This window comes from Geomonas sp. (assembly GCF_056994735.1).
The window spans coordinates 25949-41505 of the sequence record NZ_JBXKJL010000384.1; the positions used below are offsets into that span (position 1 = coordinate 25949).

At 61.4% G+C, this 15557-nt stretch carries 8 protein-coding genes; 1 reads left to right on the forward strand and 7 read right to left on the reverse strand.

Features of this window, described 5'->3' with window-relative positions:
- Nucleotides 1-165: 165 nt before the first annotated feature.
- The 4 genes from AC11W3_RS16575 to AC11W3_RS16590 all read right to left on the reverse strand — a co-directional run bounded on the left by AC11W3_RS16575 (nt 166) and on the right by AC11W3_RS16590 (nt 7495).
- Nucleotides 166-1944, reverse strand: a complete 1779-nt coding sequence (locus AC11W3_RS16575; RefSeq protein ID WP_484091211.1) for an acyl-CoA dehydrogenase family protein — start codon at nt 1942-1944, stop codon at nt 166-168.
- A gap of 65 nt (nt 1945-2009) precedes the next feature.
- The gene (locus tag AC11W3_RS16580) at nt 2010-3185 is read right to left on the reverse strand and encodes a thiolase family protein (protein WP_484091212.1); all 1176 of its coding nucleotides are present in this window, start codon (nt 3183-3185) and stop codon (nt 2010-2012) included.
- A 69-nt stretch (nt 3186-3254) separates the two neighbouring features.
- Nucleotides 3255-5618 (reverse strand): 3-hydroxyacyl-CoA dehydrogenase/enoyl-CoA hydratase family protein, encoded by a 2364-nt coding sequence (locus AC11W3_RS16585; protein ID WP_484091213.1) that lies wholly within the window; start codon nt 5616-5618, stop codon nt 3255-3257.
- Between the two features lie 68 nt (nt 5619-5686).
- Nucleotides 5687-7495 carry an AMP-dependent synthetase/ligase gene (locus AC11W3_RS16590; protein WP_484091214.1) on the reverse strand — a complete coding sequence of 603 codons (1809 nt, stop codon included), beginning with the start codon at nt 7493-7495 and terminating at the stop codon, nt 5687-5689.
- A gap of 219 nt (nt 7496-7714) precedes the next feature.
- Between AC11W3_RS16590 and AC11W3_RS16595 the strand changes: the two genes are divergently transcribed.
- Nucleotides 7715-8029, forward strand: coding sequence for a hypothetical protein (locus tag AC11W3_RS16595; RefSeq protein ID WP_484091215.1), 315 nt, complete (start codon nt 7715-7717; stop codon nt 8027-8029).
- Between the two features lie 151 nt (nt 8030-8180).
- On the opposite strand, the gene AC11W3_RS16600 is transcribed toward AC11W3_RS16595, so the two are convergent.
- The 3 genes from AC11W3_RS16600 to AC11W3_RS16610 are packed head-to-tail and all read right to left on the reverse strand — an operon-like array spanning nt 8181 to nt 15535.
- Nucleotides 8181-9533 carry a TRAFs-binding domain-containing protein gene (locus tag AC11W3_RS16600; RefSeq protein ID WP_484091216.1) on the reverse strand — a complete coding sequence of 451 codons (1353 nt, stop codon included), beginning with the start codon at nt 9531-9533 and terminating at the stop codon, nt 8181-8183.
- Nucleotides 9534-9548: 15 nt separating this feature from the next.
- Nucleotides 9549-12395 (reverse strand): EAL domain-containing protein, encoded by a 2847-nt coding sequence (locus AC11W3_RS16605; RefSeq protein ID WP_484091217.1) that lies wholly within the window; start codon nt 12393-12395, stop codon nt 9549-9551.
- Nucleotides 12392-15535: a PAS domain S-box protein gene (locus tag AC11W3_RS16610; protein ID WP_484091218.1), complete on the reverse strand. Its 3144-nt coding sequence runs from the start codon at nt 15533-15535 to the stop codon at nt 12392-12394. Before AC11W3_RS16610 ends, AC11W3_RS16605 begins: the two co-directional genes overlap by 4 nt.
- Nucleotides 15536-15557: the final 22 nt, after the last annotated feature.

The following is a 15557-nucleotide window of genomic DNA, read 5'->3' on the forward strand; positions in this document are numbered from 1 at the left end:
GCAGCGTCCAATTTCGAGGGGGAATGGAGGGCGACGAGGCGTGCTTCGGGAGGGTGGTATCCGGTTCAAGGGCCTGATCTTTCGTGGAACATGAGGAGGAAGGTAAGGATTACCGCGCTTGAGCGCAGCCTTTGCCTGTGAGGCCAGTGCAAGGGCCTGCCGGCCTCAAAATACATATTTTTCCGCCTCGCTGGCAGCATCTGCGAGAGATCTTTTCGCCTGCAGCAGCCCCGTCGCATCGTACTTGGTGAACCGTCTGATGCCGCCCAGCAAAATGGCAACTGTGTCGCCCTCGCCCACGTACCATGCCGCCTTGCGGGCCGCGGTGGCTGTCTTTTCGACCGTCTGGAATGCGCAGGTTTTGACAGCGGCGGTAACCGCGGCTTTCTTTGCCTCCCCTGCCCCGGGCAACATCTTCTCGGCTCGCAGCACGCAGCTTTCCAGTGCAAAGATGTTTATGGCGACGTCAGCCAGGGCCAGGAGAATCTCCTGTTCCTCCCTGATCTTCTCCATGTATTTCTGCGCAGCACTCCCCGCCACCACCAGGAAAGCCTGCTTGAGGTTGGCGAGGGTTGCCTTCTCCGCGGAGAAGGGCACGCTCTCGTCCGGCACCTCAAAAGACGGCGTCGTCAGCGACTCCAAAGCTTTCATCGCCTCGCCCTGCAGCGGGATCTCCCCTTTCAGGGCGCGGGTCAGCAAGATCCCCGGGATCAGCAGCCTGTTGATCTCGTTCGTCCCTTCGAATATCCGGTTGATTCTCTCGTCGCGGTAGAAGCGCTCCGCGGGGTATTCCTGGATGAAGCCGTAGCCGCCGTGGATCTGCACCACCTCGTCGACCACGTCGGCCAGCACTTCGCTGCAGTAGACCTTGGCGATGGCGCATTCGATGGCGTACTCCTCGATGCCGCGCTGATAGGCGTCGTAGTAGTCGGGGGTATCCTTCGGGATGGTAGCCAGGCGGTCGTCGATAAGCCCGGCCAGGCGGTAGACCAGCGATTCGGCGGCGAAGATCTCGGCTGTCAGGTCGGCGATCTTCTCCTTTATCGCACCGAACGAGGCGATAGATCGTCCGAATTGCTTGCGCAGGTTGGCGTACCTGATTCCCACGCCCAATGCCCCCTTGGCTGCGCCGGTAACCGCTGCTCCCAGCTTGAACCGTCCCACGTTCAGGACATTGAAGGCGATCTTGTGCCCCTTGCCTATCTCGCCGAGCACGTTCTCGACCGGGACCCGCACGTTTTCGAGGATCACCTGCGTGGTCGATGACCCTTTGATCCCCAGTTTCTTCTCCTCCGGCCCGACGGTCAGCCCGTCCGTCTTTCGTTCCACCAGGAAGGCGGTGAAGCGTTCCTTGTCCACCTTGGCGAAGAGGGTATAGAGATCGGCGATGGCGCCGTTTGTGGTGAACTGCTTGGTCCCGTTCAGGACATAGAATCGTCCATCTTCGGAAAGGACAGCGGAGGTCTTGGCCGCCAACGCGTCGCTCCCCGAGTCGGGTTCGGTGAGGCAGTAGGCGGCGATCCACTCACCGCTCATCAGCTTGCCGAGGTAGCGCTCCTTCTGCCCGGTGGTGCCGTAGTAGACGAGCGGCAGGGTGCCGATACCGGTGTGGGCGGCGTAGACGACGGAGAACGATCCTGAACCCGCCATCTTCTCGGCCGCCAGCATGCTGGTAGCCTTGTCGAGCTCGAGACCTCCGTATTCTTCAGGGACGTCCATCATGAGGAGACCGAGTTCCCCGCATCGTTTCATGAGGTGGACGACGTGTTCAAATTGCTGGTGCTCTATTTCCTCTTTTAACGGAAGGACCTCCCGGGTCACGAACTGCTCGGTTGTCTCGGCGATCTGCCTCTGTTCGTTGGAGAAATCCTCGGGGGTGAAGACATCGTCCTTCGAGGTTTCCGTTACCAGGTACTCGCCGCCTTTGAAGATCCTTGCTGCCATGGGACACCTCTTTTACGACCCTTCTCTCGGCAACGTTCCTGCCCCGCGTCTTTGCGTGACCAGGTTTACTCGACCTTCTCGAAGATCCCCGCCGCTCCCATGCCGCCGCCGATGCACATGGTGACGCAGCCGTATCTAACCCCGCGTCGTTTCATCTCGTGCAGGAGCGTCGCCGTGAGCTTGGCACCGGTGCAGCCGAGGGGGTGCCCGAGTGCTATGGCACCACCATTGACATTTATACGCTCCATATCGAGACCGAGTTCACGGATGCAGATCAGGCTCTGGACCGCGAAAGCCTCGTTGAACTCGAGCAGCCCGAGATCCTCACGGCTGAGACCGGCAAGCTTCAACGCAGCAGGAACAGCCTCGATAGGCCCCGTACCCATCACTTCCGGCGGGACGCCCTTCACGGCAAAGGAAAGAAACCGGGCCATCGGTTTTAGCCCTGTCCTTTCCAGGAAGCGCTCCGAAACCACCAGGGCGGCAGCGGCTCCGTCTGTCATCTGCGACGAATTCCCGGCGGTTACGGTGCCGTTCGCCTTGAAGGCGGGCTTGAGCCTGCCGAGAGCCTCCACCGTGGTGTCGCTGCGGACTCCGTCGTCTGCGTCGACCCATTCCTTGGTGCAATTGGCCTTGCCGTTGGCAATGACGCATCGTTCCGCCTCGACAGGGATAATCTCGTCCTTGAATCGCCCCTGCCCGATGGCCTCTGCCGCCTTCTGGTGGCTCGATGCCGCGAAAGCATCCTGCTCTTCCCGCGAGACCCCGTATCTCCGGACCAGGATTTCCGCCGTGATTCCCATTCCCGCGTAGGTTTCCGGCCAGGACGAAATCAAGCCCGGGTTCGGGGTGAACTTGTTCCCGCCCATGGGGATCATGGTCATGCTTTCGGCGCCGCCGGCAATGATGCAGTCGGCAAAGCCGGCCATGATCCTCTCCGCGGCGGTGGCGATGGTCTGAAGCCCGGAGGAGCAGAAGCGGTTCACCGTCTGGGCCGGTACCTGGTACGGGACCCCCGCTTTGAGCGAGGCAACCCTCGCCAGGTTCATCCCCTGCTCCCCTTCGGGGAAGGCGCACCCCATGATGACGTCGTCAAGCTGTGCCGGATCGATTCCTGTCCGCTCGATCAGGCCCTTTATCGCCGCCGCCGCCAGGTCATCAGGCCTGACGGTGCTCAATTTTCCTTTTTTTGCCTTTGTGCCGGGCGTGCGATAGGCGGCCAGGATGTATGCCTTTGACATTTCGTCCTCCGACTCCTTTCCGCGGTTTTCCCCCTCCTCCCCTTGCCGGGGAATGAACCGACGGTCTTTTCAGTTCCTCAAAGCTTTCCCTTTCTTCAGCATGTGCTGGATGCGCTCCGCGGTCTTCTTCTGGCCGCAGAATCGGAGGAACATCTCGCGCTCAAGGTCGAGCAGGTACTGCTCGCTGATCAAGGTTCCGCCGGGAACATCCCCGCCGGTGATAACCTCAGCTATTCCCGAGGCGAGGTAGCGATCGTAACCGGAGATGAATTCCCCCTGCTCCAGGTTCCAAAGCTGCGCCTTTATTGCCGATGCCACATCGCGCCCGGCGGCCCTCAGGCCGGTGACGGGCCGGGCGGGACGGTAGTCGGCGGCAAGGGCAATGACCTTCACCTTGGCGTCGTGGATCCGCCGGTCGAGGTCCATGGAGATGCCGTCACCGTTGCGCATCAACCCCATTTCGAAGAGCTCCGCTGCCGACGAGCTCATCTTCGCCATGGCGATGTTCCGGTAGTTATTGATTATCAGGGGCATCACGTCGCAGTCGTGGCTCTCCGCGAGCTTCATCGCCCGGATCGCCATCTCCTTGGTGCCGCCGCCGGCGGGTAGGAGACCTACGCCGATCTCGACCAGCCCCATGTAGGTTTCCGCATGGGCGCTGATGGCGTCCGCATGGAGGCAGATCTCGCACCCGCCGCCCATCGCCAGGTTGTGAGGCGCCGCCACCACCGGGATCTTCGAGTACTTGATGGCCATCATCGCCTTCTGGAAGGAGCGGACCGCCAGCTCGATGTCGTCGTAAGCCCCTTCGGCGATGGCCATGGCGATCAGCATGAGGTTCGCCCCCGCCGAGAAGACCGCCCCTTCGTTGGCGATTACCAGGCCGACCCCTTGCTCTTCCGCACGCCGGACCGCCTTCTGGACCATGGTCAGGGTCTCGGCGCCGACCGTATTCATCTTGGAGTGGAATTCGAGGCAGAAGACTCCGTCTCCCAGATCGATCACCGAGGCGGCACTGTTTTGGTCGGCCACCGCACCGGCGCTTTTTAAAAGCGAGAGGGAGAGGGACTTCGCCGGCCGGGGAACTTCCCGGTAGCCGCCGTCCTTGATGCTGAAGTAGAGCCTTCTCCCCTCCTCCACCCGGTAAAAGCGCTCCACCGTTCTGAGCATTTCCGGGACCGCGATGCCGTCTTTTTCAGCTCGCTCCACGAAATGGGCGACTCCGATGGCATCGAGGATCTCGAAAGGTCCCAGTTCCCAGTTGTACCCCCACCTCATGGCGTTATCGACATTGACCACGTCGTCGGCGATCTGAGGGATTCTTTTCGCGGTATAGATCAGGGTGTCGCGAAGGGTCTTCCAGGCAAAGTCGGCACCCCGGTCGCTGCCCTCGACAAGTGCCTTGACCCGGAGGCCGGGGTCGTCAACCTGCCTGGTCGCCAGGACCGAGGCGAATTTGGGAGAAACCGTGTCGCGGTAATCGCCCCTTTGGCAGTCGTAGAAGAGCCTTACGCTCGCCCCGTCCCGGCTCTCTCTGCGGTAGAAGCCCTTCCCCGCCTTCTTCCCCTTCAGCCCGGCAGCAACCATCTCCCTGATGCATTCCGGCACCTTGAAGAGCTCTCGTTCGTCGTCCTCCTGCAGAAGCTGATAGCTGTTGTCCATCACCCGGACCACCGTGTCGATCCCGACCAGGTCCCAAAGGGCAAAGGTTGCGGTCTTGGGGCGGGCCATGGCCGGACCGGTAATGGCATCTGCCTCCTCGACGGTGAGTCCCATCTCGACCATGTGCCTGAAAGTGACAGCGCCTGCATAGGTCCCGATCCGGTTGGCGACGAAGTTCGGGGTGTCCTTGGCATAGACGATCCCCTTGCCCAGGCGGGCGCTGAGGAAGTCGGCCATGAATGCCACCGTCGCGGGATCGCTTCCTTCGCAGGGGACCATCTCCATCAGGCGCATGTAACGTGGCGGGTTGAAGAAATGGGTCGCCATGAAGTTGCGCCTCACCGCCTCGGGGAGCGCCTGCGCCATCTCGTTCACGGAGAGGCCGCTGGTGTTGGTGGAGAGGACCGCCCCCTCCCTGAGATTGGGCACTACCTTTTCGCCGAGGAGCTCCTTCTTTATCTCCATGTTCTCGACTACCGCCTCTATGACCCAGTCGCAATCCTTGAGCCTGGAGATGTCGTCCTCGAGGTTGCCGATCTCGATGCATTCCCTGTATCCGGGGAGATAAAGGGGTGCCGGTTTGGCCCTGGTCAGGGCTTCCACGGCCTGGAAGGCCACGGCGTTTCGCGCCTCGCGCCCGGCGCCTTCAGCGGCACCGGTGGGAACTACATCCAGCAGCAGCACTTCGATGCCGGCGTTTGCCAGATGTCCGGCTATGGCGCCCCCCATCACGCCGGCGCCCAGAACTGCCACCTTGTTGATCCGTTTCATGGTCCCCCCGCTCTGCTGCTGCCACTACTTTCGATTCTATTCCTCATTGGCGGTTTTTGCACGGGCAGCTAATTTTCCGGCGCGGTGTACATCCGGTCGATCTTGTCCTTGTAGTTCTCCGCAACGACCTTGCGCTTGAGCTTCAGGGTTGCGGTCAGCTCACCTGCCTGCATGCTGAAGTCCCGCGGCAGGAGCACGAACTTCTTGATGGTCTCGTAATGGGCCAGCTGGCTGTTGACCTCGGCCACCCGCTCCTCGTAGAGCTTCACCACCGGCTCGTGCACCACCAGGTCCTCCAGGTCGTGGTAGGTGATCCCCTCCTGCACGGCGAACTCCAGCAGACGCTCGATGGTCGGCACCAGCAGCGCGACCAGGTAAGGTTTCCGGTCGCCGTAGACGAAAGCCTGGGAGATATACTTGTCCCTCTTCAGCAGGTTCTCGATCGGCTGCGGCGCGATGTTCTTCCCGCCGGCGGTGACGATCAGGTCCTTTTTCCGGTCGGTGATGAAGAGGAAGCGCCCTTCCAGCCGCCCTATATCCCCGGTCCTGAACCACCCGTCATCCATGACCTCTTTGGTCCCTTCGTCGTCCTTGTAGTAGCCCATCATCACTTGCGGCCCTTTGACGAGGATCTCGCCATCGTCGGCAACCGAGAGCTCGGTGAACTCCAGAGGTGTCCCGACGGAGCCGAAACGCAGCTCTTCGAAATTGTTATTGCAGAGCACGGGGCTGGTTTCGGTCAGGCCGTAGCCTTCCAGTATGGGTATGCCGATGATCCAGAAGAACTCGTTGATGTCGCTGTCCAGGGGGGCGCCTCCGCAGCAGCAGAATTTTATCCTGCGGCCGAAGCGCTTTCTGAGCTTGGTGAAAATTATCCGGTCAGCCACCGCGTATTGGAATGCCAGCCAAAGAGGAACCTTCTTATCGATATACCTCCCATAGATGTAGCGCCGCCCGATGGCCAGCGCGGTCCTGAAGAGCTTCCGCTTGTACAGGGCCAACTGGTGGACGTATTCGAAGATGCGGGAGTAGATCTTTTCGAAAAGCCTCGGCACGCAGACCATCGCCGTCGGCTCGACCTCCACCATGTTCTCGGCGATCTTCTCGATGCTGTCGGCAAAGACCATGAGCCCGCCTTTCATCATGGGAAGGTAGTAGCCGACGCTCCGCTCGAGCACGTGGCTCAGGGGCAGGAAGCTCAGGAAGACCTCGTCACCGCCGACTATCCTGGCCTTCTCGATGGTGTACCTGACATCGAAGAGGATGTTGCGGTGGGATAGCATTACCCCTTTCGGGGTGCCGGTTGTCCCGGAGGTGTAGATCAGGGTGGCCAGGTTTTCCGGATCGATGGCATCGATCACCGACTCCAGTTCCGCCCGCTCTTCAGGGAGGATGGGATCGTCGATCTCGGACAGCTGGTAGAAGGTGGTCAAAGGAAGGGAGGGCTCTCCGAGGAATCTTTCGAAGGAGACCACCATCTGCACCTTGGGGATCTCATTACTTATTTTCAGGAGCTTCCGGTACTGGGCCTTGTTGGAAATGAAAATAAGCCTGGCCTCGGAGTGGTTCAGCGTATACTGGATCTGCTCAGGGGTATTGGTCGAGTAGATCGGGACCGTTATTGCCGCGGCCGACAGAATTCCTACGTCGGCGATTATCCACCCGGCACGGTTTTCAGAAAGGATGGCTACCTTGTCTCCCGGTTGTATCTGCAACTTTCTCAGTCCGCGGGCCACCATCAGGGCGCGGTCGTAGAACTGCCGGTAGCTCAGCGTCACCCACTCTCCCTGCTTTCTGAACCTCACCGCAGGCTTCGCATCGAGCTGCGAGGCCTGCACTCTGAACATGTCGGGAAGGGATTGATATTCGGAGTTCATAACTGCGCCTTGAATGAATTGGGGATGGATTGATCGGGCCGGTGATATTATACCGCTGCGATAGCGGGAGGTACTGCTCTCATTGCTGGTTGGCAATGTCATTGACAGAGAAGGCGATGATCAATATTATCGCCGCTGCACTTTTGCACAACCGGCTCCGGTGGTTCACTGGCAGAAACGGCTTTGGAGAGTGTCCAAGATGATTCACAAGGAGAGTAGATGATCGACGCAATCATAGCAGAAATGACGCCCTTGTTCAGGAAGGGTGTCTTCACCAAGAGGACGACGTACCGGTTCACCTTCAGTGAAGTCACCTTGACTATCGAGATCGATGGAGAATCTTTTTCCGTCGAGAAGGGAAACCGCGGCGGGGAGGTGGATTGTTCCTGCAAGACGAGCGAGGAGATGTTCAGGAAGATCTGGTATGACGGCTACAAGCCGGGAATCATGGACTTCATGGGAGGAGCCATCAAGTCCGACTCGCCCTTTTTGCTGCCGCTGTTTCTGCGGGCCTTCGGGAAGGAGCCGGTGTAACGGGCTACCCTACCCCTCGGGGGAGGGTAGCCGAAGGCCGGGTGAGGGAAGTTGCTGTCACGGGCAGTGGCGCCACTGCGGGACTGACGCCCTCACCCTGCCCCCCTCCCCTTCTCCCTGAATGGACGCGGAGTCGAGGGGGCAGCGGCGGCTACGGGCGGGCCGTGCCGCGGGCTGCGGCCTTGAGGAGTTCCTCCACTGCGTTGTCGGCCCACACCGGACACTCGGCGCCGCGACCGAGACGTGCCTCCCTGATCAGCTTCAGCTTCTTCGCCGTCGCCTGCGCCTCCCATGCCTCCCGCACCCGGGCCAGGCTCCGTCCCAGGGCATCAGTCCCCTTGGCCTCGTCGCAGGCCAGCACCGCCAGCTCGAGAAGGGTGGCGTAATCCCAGTAATCGGCTGCGCCGGAGCGGATCCTCTGCTCCACGGCATAGTGCACGATGGGAAGGATCTCCCGTCGGCGCGCGTCCGCCGGCTGCTTCAGCTCCATCAGGGTTACGGCGTTGACGCCGGAATAGGTGTCGCGCCAGTCCGCCTCGAATCCCTTCAGATACGCGGTGGCCGCCTTGTCCAGCAACACCTTGGCCTGGGCCTTGTCTCCCCCCTCCAGCGCCTTTTCCCACTGGTCCTTCAGCACCCTCCCGAGCTTCCCGTAGGTAACGCTGCTCGGCCCCCGCCGGGAGATCAGATCCCGCAACACCCGTTCGGCCTCCTCTCCCCTCCCCAGCCGGTTGAGCGCCAAGGCCAGCTGCTCCTGAACCAGGACGCTTGCCCCGAGCTCCGGCGACATGCGCGAGACCAGTTCCTCCATCTCGGCCCACCCATTGGCCTCCCTGTAGGAGAAGAAGAGCTCCAGCACCACCCCCGGCTCCGCCTCGGCCATGTTGCCGATGGCCCCGTCCACCTCCCTTACCTGCTCGACCCCCTGGTGCCTCGCCTGATCGAGCCTTTTCTTGATCTCAATCTCGAAGTTGAACTGGTCACGGAGGTCGTCGCGCATTCGCGGGTCGAGGTGGGGATAACTATCCACCAGCCGATAAACGGGGCTGTCAGCAGTTCCCGCGGAAGCCGCCTGCAACCCCTCGGTGATCACGGTGCGGTATTTTGCCTCGTATTCAGGTTGCCCCTGGGGCGAAACCCGGTAGGCGATGCCCCCCAGCGCGGTGGCGTTGACGGGAAGTTGGGCTCTCCCCTGGGCGTAGAGGAGGATGGTGGCGCCGGGCTTGGCCGCATGCCTGACGCCGAGGTCGTAAAAGATACTGGGGTGGGCGGTGGTGAGATCGACGACCACGTAGTCGCACAGCACCAGCCGTTCGAAGAGGTGGCGGTCGATGCCGCCGGTTCTCCCCTGGTCCGCCCGCATCGGCTGCATACCCGCCGCCTCGACTGCCGGCACCACCAGGCGCTCGTAAACCGAGTCGAAGTCTATGACCCGGCCCGTACAGTCTTTCCTCTTGTCGAAGGGCATCAGGATCAGGCACAGCGGTTGGGATGATTGGCTCATGATTGGCTCCGATAGTCACATGTTCGCCACAAGTCTCTCGAACTCGGCTGGCGGGAGAGGTCTGCTGATCAGGTCACCCTGCGCCTCGTCGCAGCCGTAGCTGCGGATCAGCCTCAGCTGCTCCTGCGATTCCACGCCGACTGCATCGACCTTCATGTTGAGGTTGTGGGACATGCAGATGACCGCGCTGACCACCGCCAGGTCGTCTGGTTCGTTGAGGATGTCCTTGATGAAACTCTTGTCGATCTTCAGCCTGCAGATCGGGAGCTGCTTGATCCACTGCATGGACGAGGAACCGATGCCGAAGTCGTCGACTGAAAATTTCACACCGAGCTCTGCGAGCTGCCTCATGTTGCGGATGGAGAAGCTGGGGTTCTCCATGATGGCCTTCTCGGTGATGTCCAGCTCGAGCAGTTGCGGGTCGAGCCCGGTCTCCGCCAGCGTCTTGGTGGTCATTTCCAGCAGGTTGGGCTGATGGAACTCCCGGTTGGAGAGGTTGACGGTCACCGAGAAGTCATAACCCAGTCTTTGCCAGCTCTTCATCTGGGCGCAGGCCTGATGGATGACCCACTCGCCGATGGCGACGATGGCACCGGTCTCCTCGGCCACGTTCAGGAACTGATGCGGAAGGAGCAGACCCTCCTCCGGATGTCGCCACCGCAGAAGCGCCTCGGCGCTGACGATCTTCCCGGTGTCGAGCCGCAGCTGGGGCTGGAAGAGGAGTTCGAACTCCCCCTTCTGGACCGCCACGCGCAGAAGCCGCTCCATCCTCTGCCGTTTGCCGGTGCGGGTGTTGATCTCGTCGTTGTAGAACTGGTAGGAATTGCCGCTGGTCTGCTTGGCCACGTACATGGCGCTGTCGGCTTTGCGGACCAGTTCCTCGCTGGTGTCGCCGTCCATGGGGAACATGCTGATCCCGACGCTGGTGGTGGCGCTGATTTCCAGGTTCTCCAGCATGAACGGCGTGCCGAATACCCCCATGATCTTCCCGACCACGATGCCGACGTCGTCGCTTTGTGCCATATCAGGCATCAGCACGTTGAACTCGTCTCCGCCTATGCGTGCCACGGTGTCGGACTCGCGCACGCAGCGCTTGAGCCTTTGGGCCACCGCCTGCAGCAGCAGGTCGCCCGTGGCGTGTCCCAGGGTGTCGTTTATCTGCTTGAAGTGGTCCAGATCCAGGAAGAGGACCGCCAGATGCTTCCTGTTGCGGCGGGCCTGGGCCAGCTCCAGTGCCAGGAAGTCCATGAAGAGCTTTCGGTTGGGGAGATCGGTCAGGGCGTCATGCTGGGCCTGGTGCTTGATGGTCTCTTCCATCCGTGTCCGCTCGGTGACGTCGCGGGCGATGCAGGAGGTGCCGACAAAGGCGCCGTCCGGGCCCCTGATGGCCGACATGGTGAGGGAGACATTGATCTGGCCGCCGTGTTTTCTGAGGTAGATGGTATCGAGATGGGTTACCGGCTCGCCCTTCCTGACCGCCTGTTGCAACTCGTAGATCTCGTCCCTGCGCTCGGGCGGGGCCAGGAAGGTGAAGGGCTTTCCTTTGACCTCCTCCGCCCAGTAGCCGAGCATCTTCTCTGCTCCGGCATTCCAGCTGATGATGAGTCCCTCGCTGTCGGCGGCTATGATGGCGTCATCGGAAGATTCCACGATGGCCGCCAGCTGGGCGCGGTCCTCCTCCAGCCGTTTCCTCTCCGTGATGTCCTTGCAGAGAGCGAGCAGGAACTCCTTGCCGTTGATCTCGATCTGCTCGGTCGACATGAGTCCGATGACATCGAGGCCGTCGCGGGCCCGGAAACGGATCTCGAGATCGCGGACCTCCTCTTTGCCCTCGAGTGCCTTCAGCAGCAAGCCCTTTTCCCGATCGTCCGCCCATACCCGCAGTTCGGAGGTGGTCTTTCCGATGACCTCGGCACGCTGGTATCCGAGCGTCTTCAGGAAAGCCTCGTTCACCTCGAGATAGGTCCCTTCCCTCACGTCGGTGATGCTCAACAGGTCGGGCGTGGCCTGGAAGATCTTGAAGAACCTCTGTTCGGAGGCACGCAGCGCGGCTTCCGCCGATTTCTGTTCGCTGACGTCGTGGCAGGTGCCGATCATGGACAGCGGTCTTCCCTCCTGATCAAAACTCATCTCCAGCTGACCGCGGAGGATGCGCATGGAGTCGTCCGGCCGGATGATCCGGAAGTACTGCGAGACTACCGTCTGCTGCTGCTCGAGTGCCTGCTGCACCGCCTTTTCCAGCGACTCGCGCTCGCCCGAGGGGACCATTTCCAGGAGCGCCTGGTAAGACGGTGTGACCGACTCCGGGTCCAGCCCGAAGATCCGGTAGAGCTCGTCCGAAGCGGTGACCTCTCCGCTGGCCGCATCCCATTCCCAGCTCCCGAGATGGGTCACCTTCTGGGCTTCGCTAAGCTGCTGCTCGCGCCTGCGAATCCGCTCCACCTGCTCCGCTACCAGGCGCTTCAGCAGGTGCTTTTCCACCACCTTGTCGATCACCGCGAAGAGCTCGGTGTAGTTCACGGGTTTGAGCACGTAATGGTCTATGCCGATCTCGATGGCGCTCAAGAGATACGAGGTGTCACTGTGGGCCGTAACGGCGACGATGGTGGCCTCGGGCTCGACCTCCTTGATGTGGCGGGCCATGGTGATGCCGTTCATGACAGGCATGTTGATGTCGGTCAGCACCACTTCCGGTTTGTACTGGCGGAAAAGCTCGAGCCCAACCGCCCCGTTCTCGGCCACGTACACCTTCAGGGTGGGATAGTTCATGCCCAGCATCCTGCTGAGCATCTCCCGGGCCTCGATCTCATCTTCGACGAAGAGCAGCGAGACGTCGCGGACCTCGTCCCTCATGGTTTTCATGCTGCGACCTCGATGCGGAATTCCGCGCCCTCTCCGGTGTTGTGGACGGTCAGGCTGCCGTTCATGTTCTTCTCGATGATGGTCTTGGACATGAAGAGGCCGATGCCCGTTCCCTTGTCGGGCCCCTTGGTGGTGAAGTAGGGGTCGAAGATCCTTTCCATGACTTCCTGGGGGATGCCTCCGCCATTGTCGGTGATGGTCAGCACCGCCTTGTCCCCTTCCCGGTAAAGCTTAACCGCCACCTTGGGATGGCTGACCTTGCGCTCGACGATGGCCTCCTTGGCATTGACCAGGATGTTGAGCAGCACCTGGGAGAACTCGTTGGGGTAGCCGAAGATCTCGATCCCCGGGTCGAGGCTCATCTCGATCTTCAGGTCCAGCTGGGCGAAGGCGGCCTCGACCATCGACACCGTTTTGGACAGGACTTCGGAGGCCCGGAAAACCTCCTTCTCCTTCTCCGGTCCGAAGAAGTTCCTGAAACCGTCGATGGTCTTGGACATGTGGTTGATTACCTGCATCGCCTTGGTGACGGACCGGTCCAGGTACTCCTTGCTGAAGAGGTTCCGCTCGTAGTACCTGGGGAGTTCCTGGACGATGAGCGCCAGGGTGTTCAGAGGCTGGCGCCACTGGTGGGCGATATTGCCGATCATCTCACCCATCGCCGCAAGCCTCCCCTGCCTGATCATCAGCTGTTCCTGCTTGTGGAGCTCTTCCACAGCCCGCAGGCGCTCTGCGATCTCGTCCTTCAGTGCTTTCTCGGCCTCTACGATGTCGGTGATGTCCAGGCAGGCGGCAGACAGTCGCAGCGGCTGATCCTCCTGGTCGAAGGTCACCCGACCACGCGCCGTGAGCCACCTGGTTTTGGCGTCCTCGAGCCCGACGGTGCGGTATTCGAGACTGAGGCTCCGGCTCCCCTGCGGATCCAGGGCGGCCTTTATCGCCTGCCGCACCCGTTCCCGATCGTCCGGATGTACGGCCGACATGTGGATCGCGCCGGTCACCTCGACACCTTGCGGCAGGCCGTAATGGGACCTCGCGATGTCGGACCACCTCTGCTTCCCGGAGCGCAAGTCCCAGTCGAAGGTCCCCAGTTGCGTGGTCTCTATGGCCAGTTTCAGATCGGCCTCGCTGGCCTGCAGTTTCTCCTGCAGCTCCCTGATTTCGTTGATGTCGGTCGCGGTGCCGTACCACTTGAGTACCATCCCGCTCTCGTCCCTGTCGGCAAGGGCGCGGTTCAGGTGCCACCGGTAGGCGCCATCTGCACGGCGCAGGCGCAGCTCGGTGTGATAGGGCTCCCCCGTGGCTATCGAGTGTGTCCAGGCCCTCGTGGCCACCTCGACATCGTCAGGATGGAACATCATCGCGATGAGAGCGGCGGGATTATCAAGGTTTCTGCTGACTTCCTCGGACTGCCGGCTGAGTCCGCTGTAGACCTCGAAATGGGCATTGACGTAGTCTATGGATCCGTCTGGTTCCGCGGTCCAGACGATCTGCGGCATGGAGTCGGCCATGAGCCTGAAGCGTGATTCGTTTCGTCGCAAGGCGTCCTCAGCGGCCTTGCGCTCGGAAACATCGAAGATGACCCCGATGAAGCGGCAGGTCCCGCGTTTCTCGTCGCACAGGAAACGACCCATGATATTCACCCACACCACCTGCTGATTATCGGCCCGGATGACGCGGTGCTCGGAGCGAAGGAAGGTCCTCTCCTTCCTGGCGTGAGCCACGGCGTCGCTCACCATGGCGCGGTCATCGGGGTGGATCCTGCTCTGCCACATCTCGATGGTGGCGGCTCCGCTTCCGTTTACCGGGGGAGGATAGCCTAGCAGCAGGAAGTGCCGGTTCGACCAGACCCCCCTGCCGCTGGGGAGTTCGATATCGCATGAGCCCATCTCAGCCGCGTCAAGTGCCAGGTTCAGACGCTCTTCGCTGGCCTCCAGGGCCTGCTGGGCGACCTTCCTTTCTGTGACGTCAGTGATGATGGCGATGGCAGCAGTTATAGCGCCGTCGGGATCGGCAAGGTGCGCCACGTTCATCCGCACGTAACCGATGGTGCCATCCCCCCTGATCACCTGGAGCTCGGTCTCGGTGACCACCTCGCCCCTGAGTGCGCGCACCAGCGGCAGTTCCTCGACCGGGATCGGCTTGCCATCGACGGTACGGATGTCCCACTGGCTGTAGTCGGCGAGGCTTTCGACTTTTGCTGGTTCCTGGCGGAAGATGTGCCTGGACACGTCGTTGTCGAAGAGGAGCTTCCCCGAAGGGGCCTCGGCGATGAAGATACCGACCGCGAGCTGCCGCACCACGGTCTGGAACCGGGAGCGCTCGTAGAAGAGGTCCCGGAGCATCGCTTCCCGCTCCTCTTCCGCTCTCTTGCGGTCGCTGATGTCGCGGGCGATGATCTGTATCCCGGGGCGGCCCTCGTAATCGATCAGGGTGGAGGAGGTCTCGACCGGTATCTCCTCGCCGTTTACCCGCAAGAGGCGGTATTCGCGCAGCGGGATCTCCTCCCCCTCCAACAGCTGCTGCATCCGCTCTCGGACCTCCTCGCGCTCGTCGGGATGCACCAGGTCTACCAGCGTCATCTGCTGCAGCTCCTCCAGGGATCTGGCGCCGTAGATGCCGAGCGCTGCGCAGTTGGCATAGACGAATCGCCCCTCCTGGTGCACCACTACCGCGTCCCGTGCCATCTCGATCAGGGTGCGATAGCGCCGCTCGCTTTCCCTAAGCGACCTTTCCATCTTCAGCTCTTCGGTGATCTCGCGGCTGATGGCGGATACGCCGATGATGGCGCCGTCGTTGCCGTGGATCGGAGAAAGGGTCACGCAGACGTCGATCCGCCTGCCGTCCTTCCTGATGCGCTGGGTCTGGAAGCGCTCCACCCTCTCCCCGCGCCTGATGGTTTCGGTGACTTTTTCCAGCTCCTCAAGGCGGTCGGGGGGGACGATCACCGAGATGTGGCGGCCTACCACTTCCTCGGCGGAGTAGCCGTAGAGGTTCTGTGCTCCCCGGTTCCAGCTGCTGATCATGCCGTCCAGGGTCTTGCTGACGATGCAGTCGTTGGACGAGTCGACTATGGCGGCGAGGTAAGCCTTGGCCTCGCATTCCGGAATGGATTTTATCGATCCGTCCTTGTCAGGCATGGTTCCTCACCAGATGGGATAA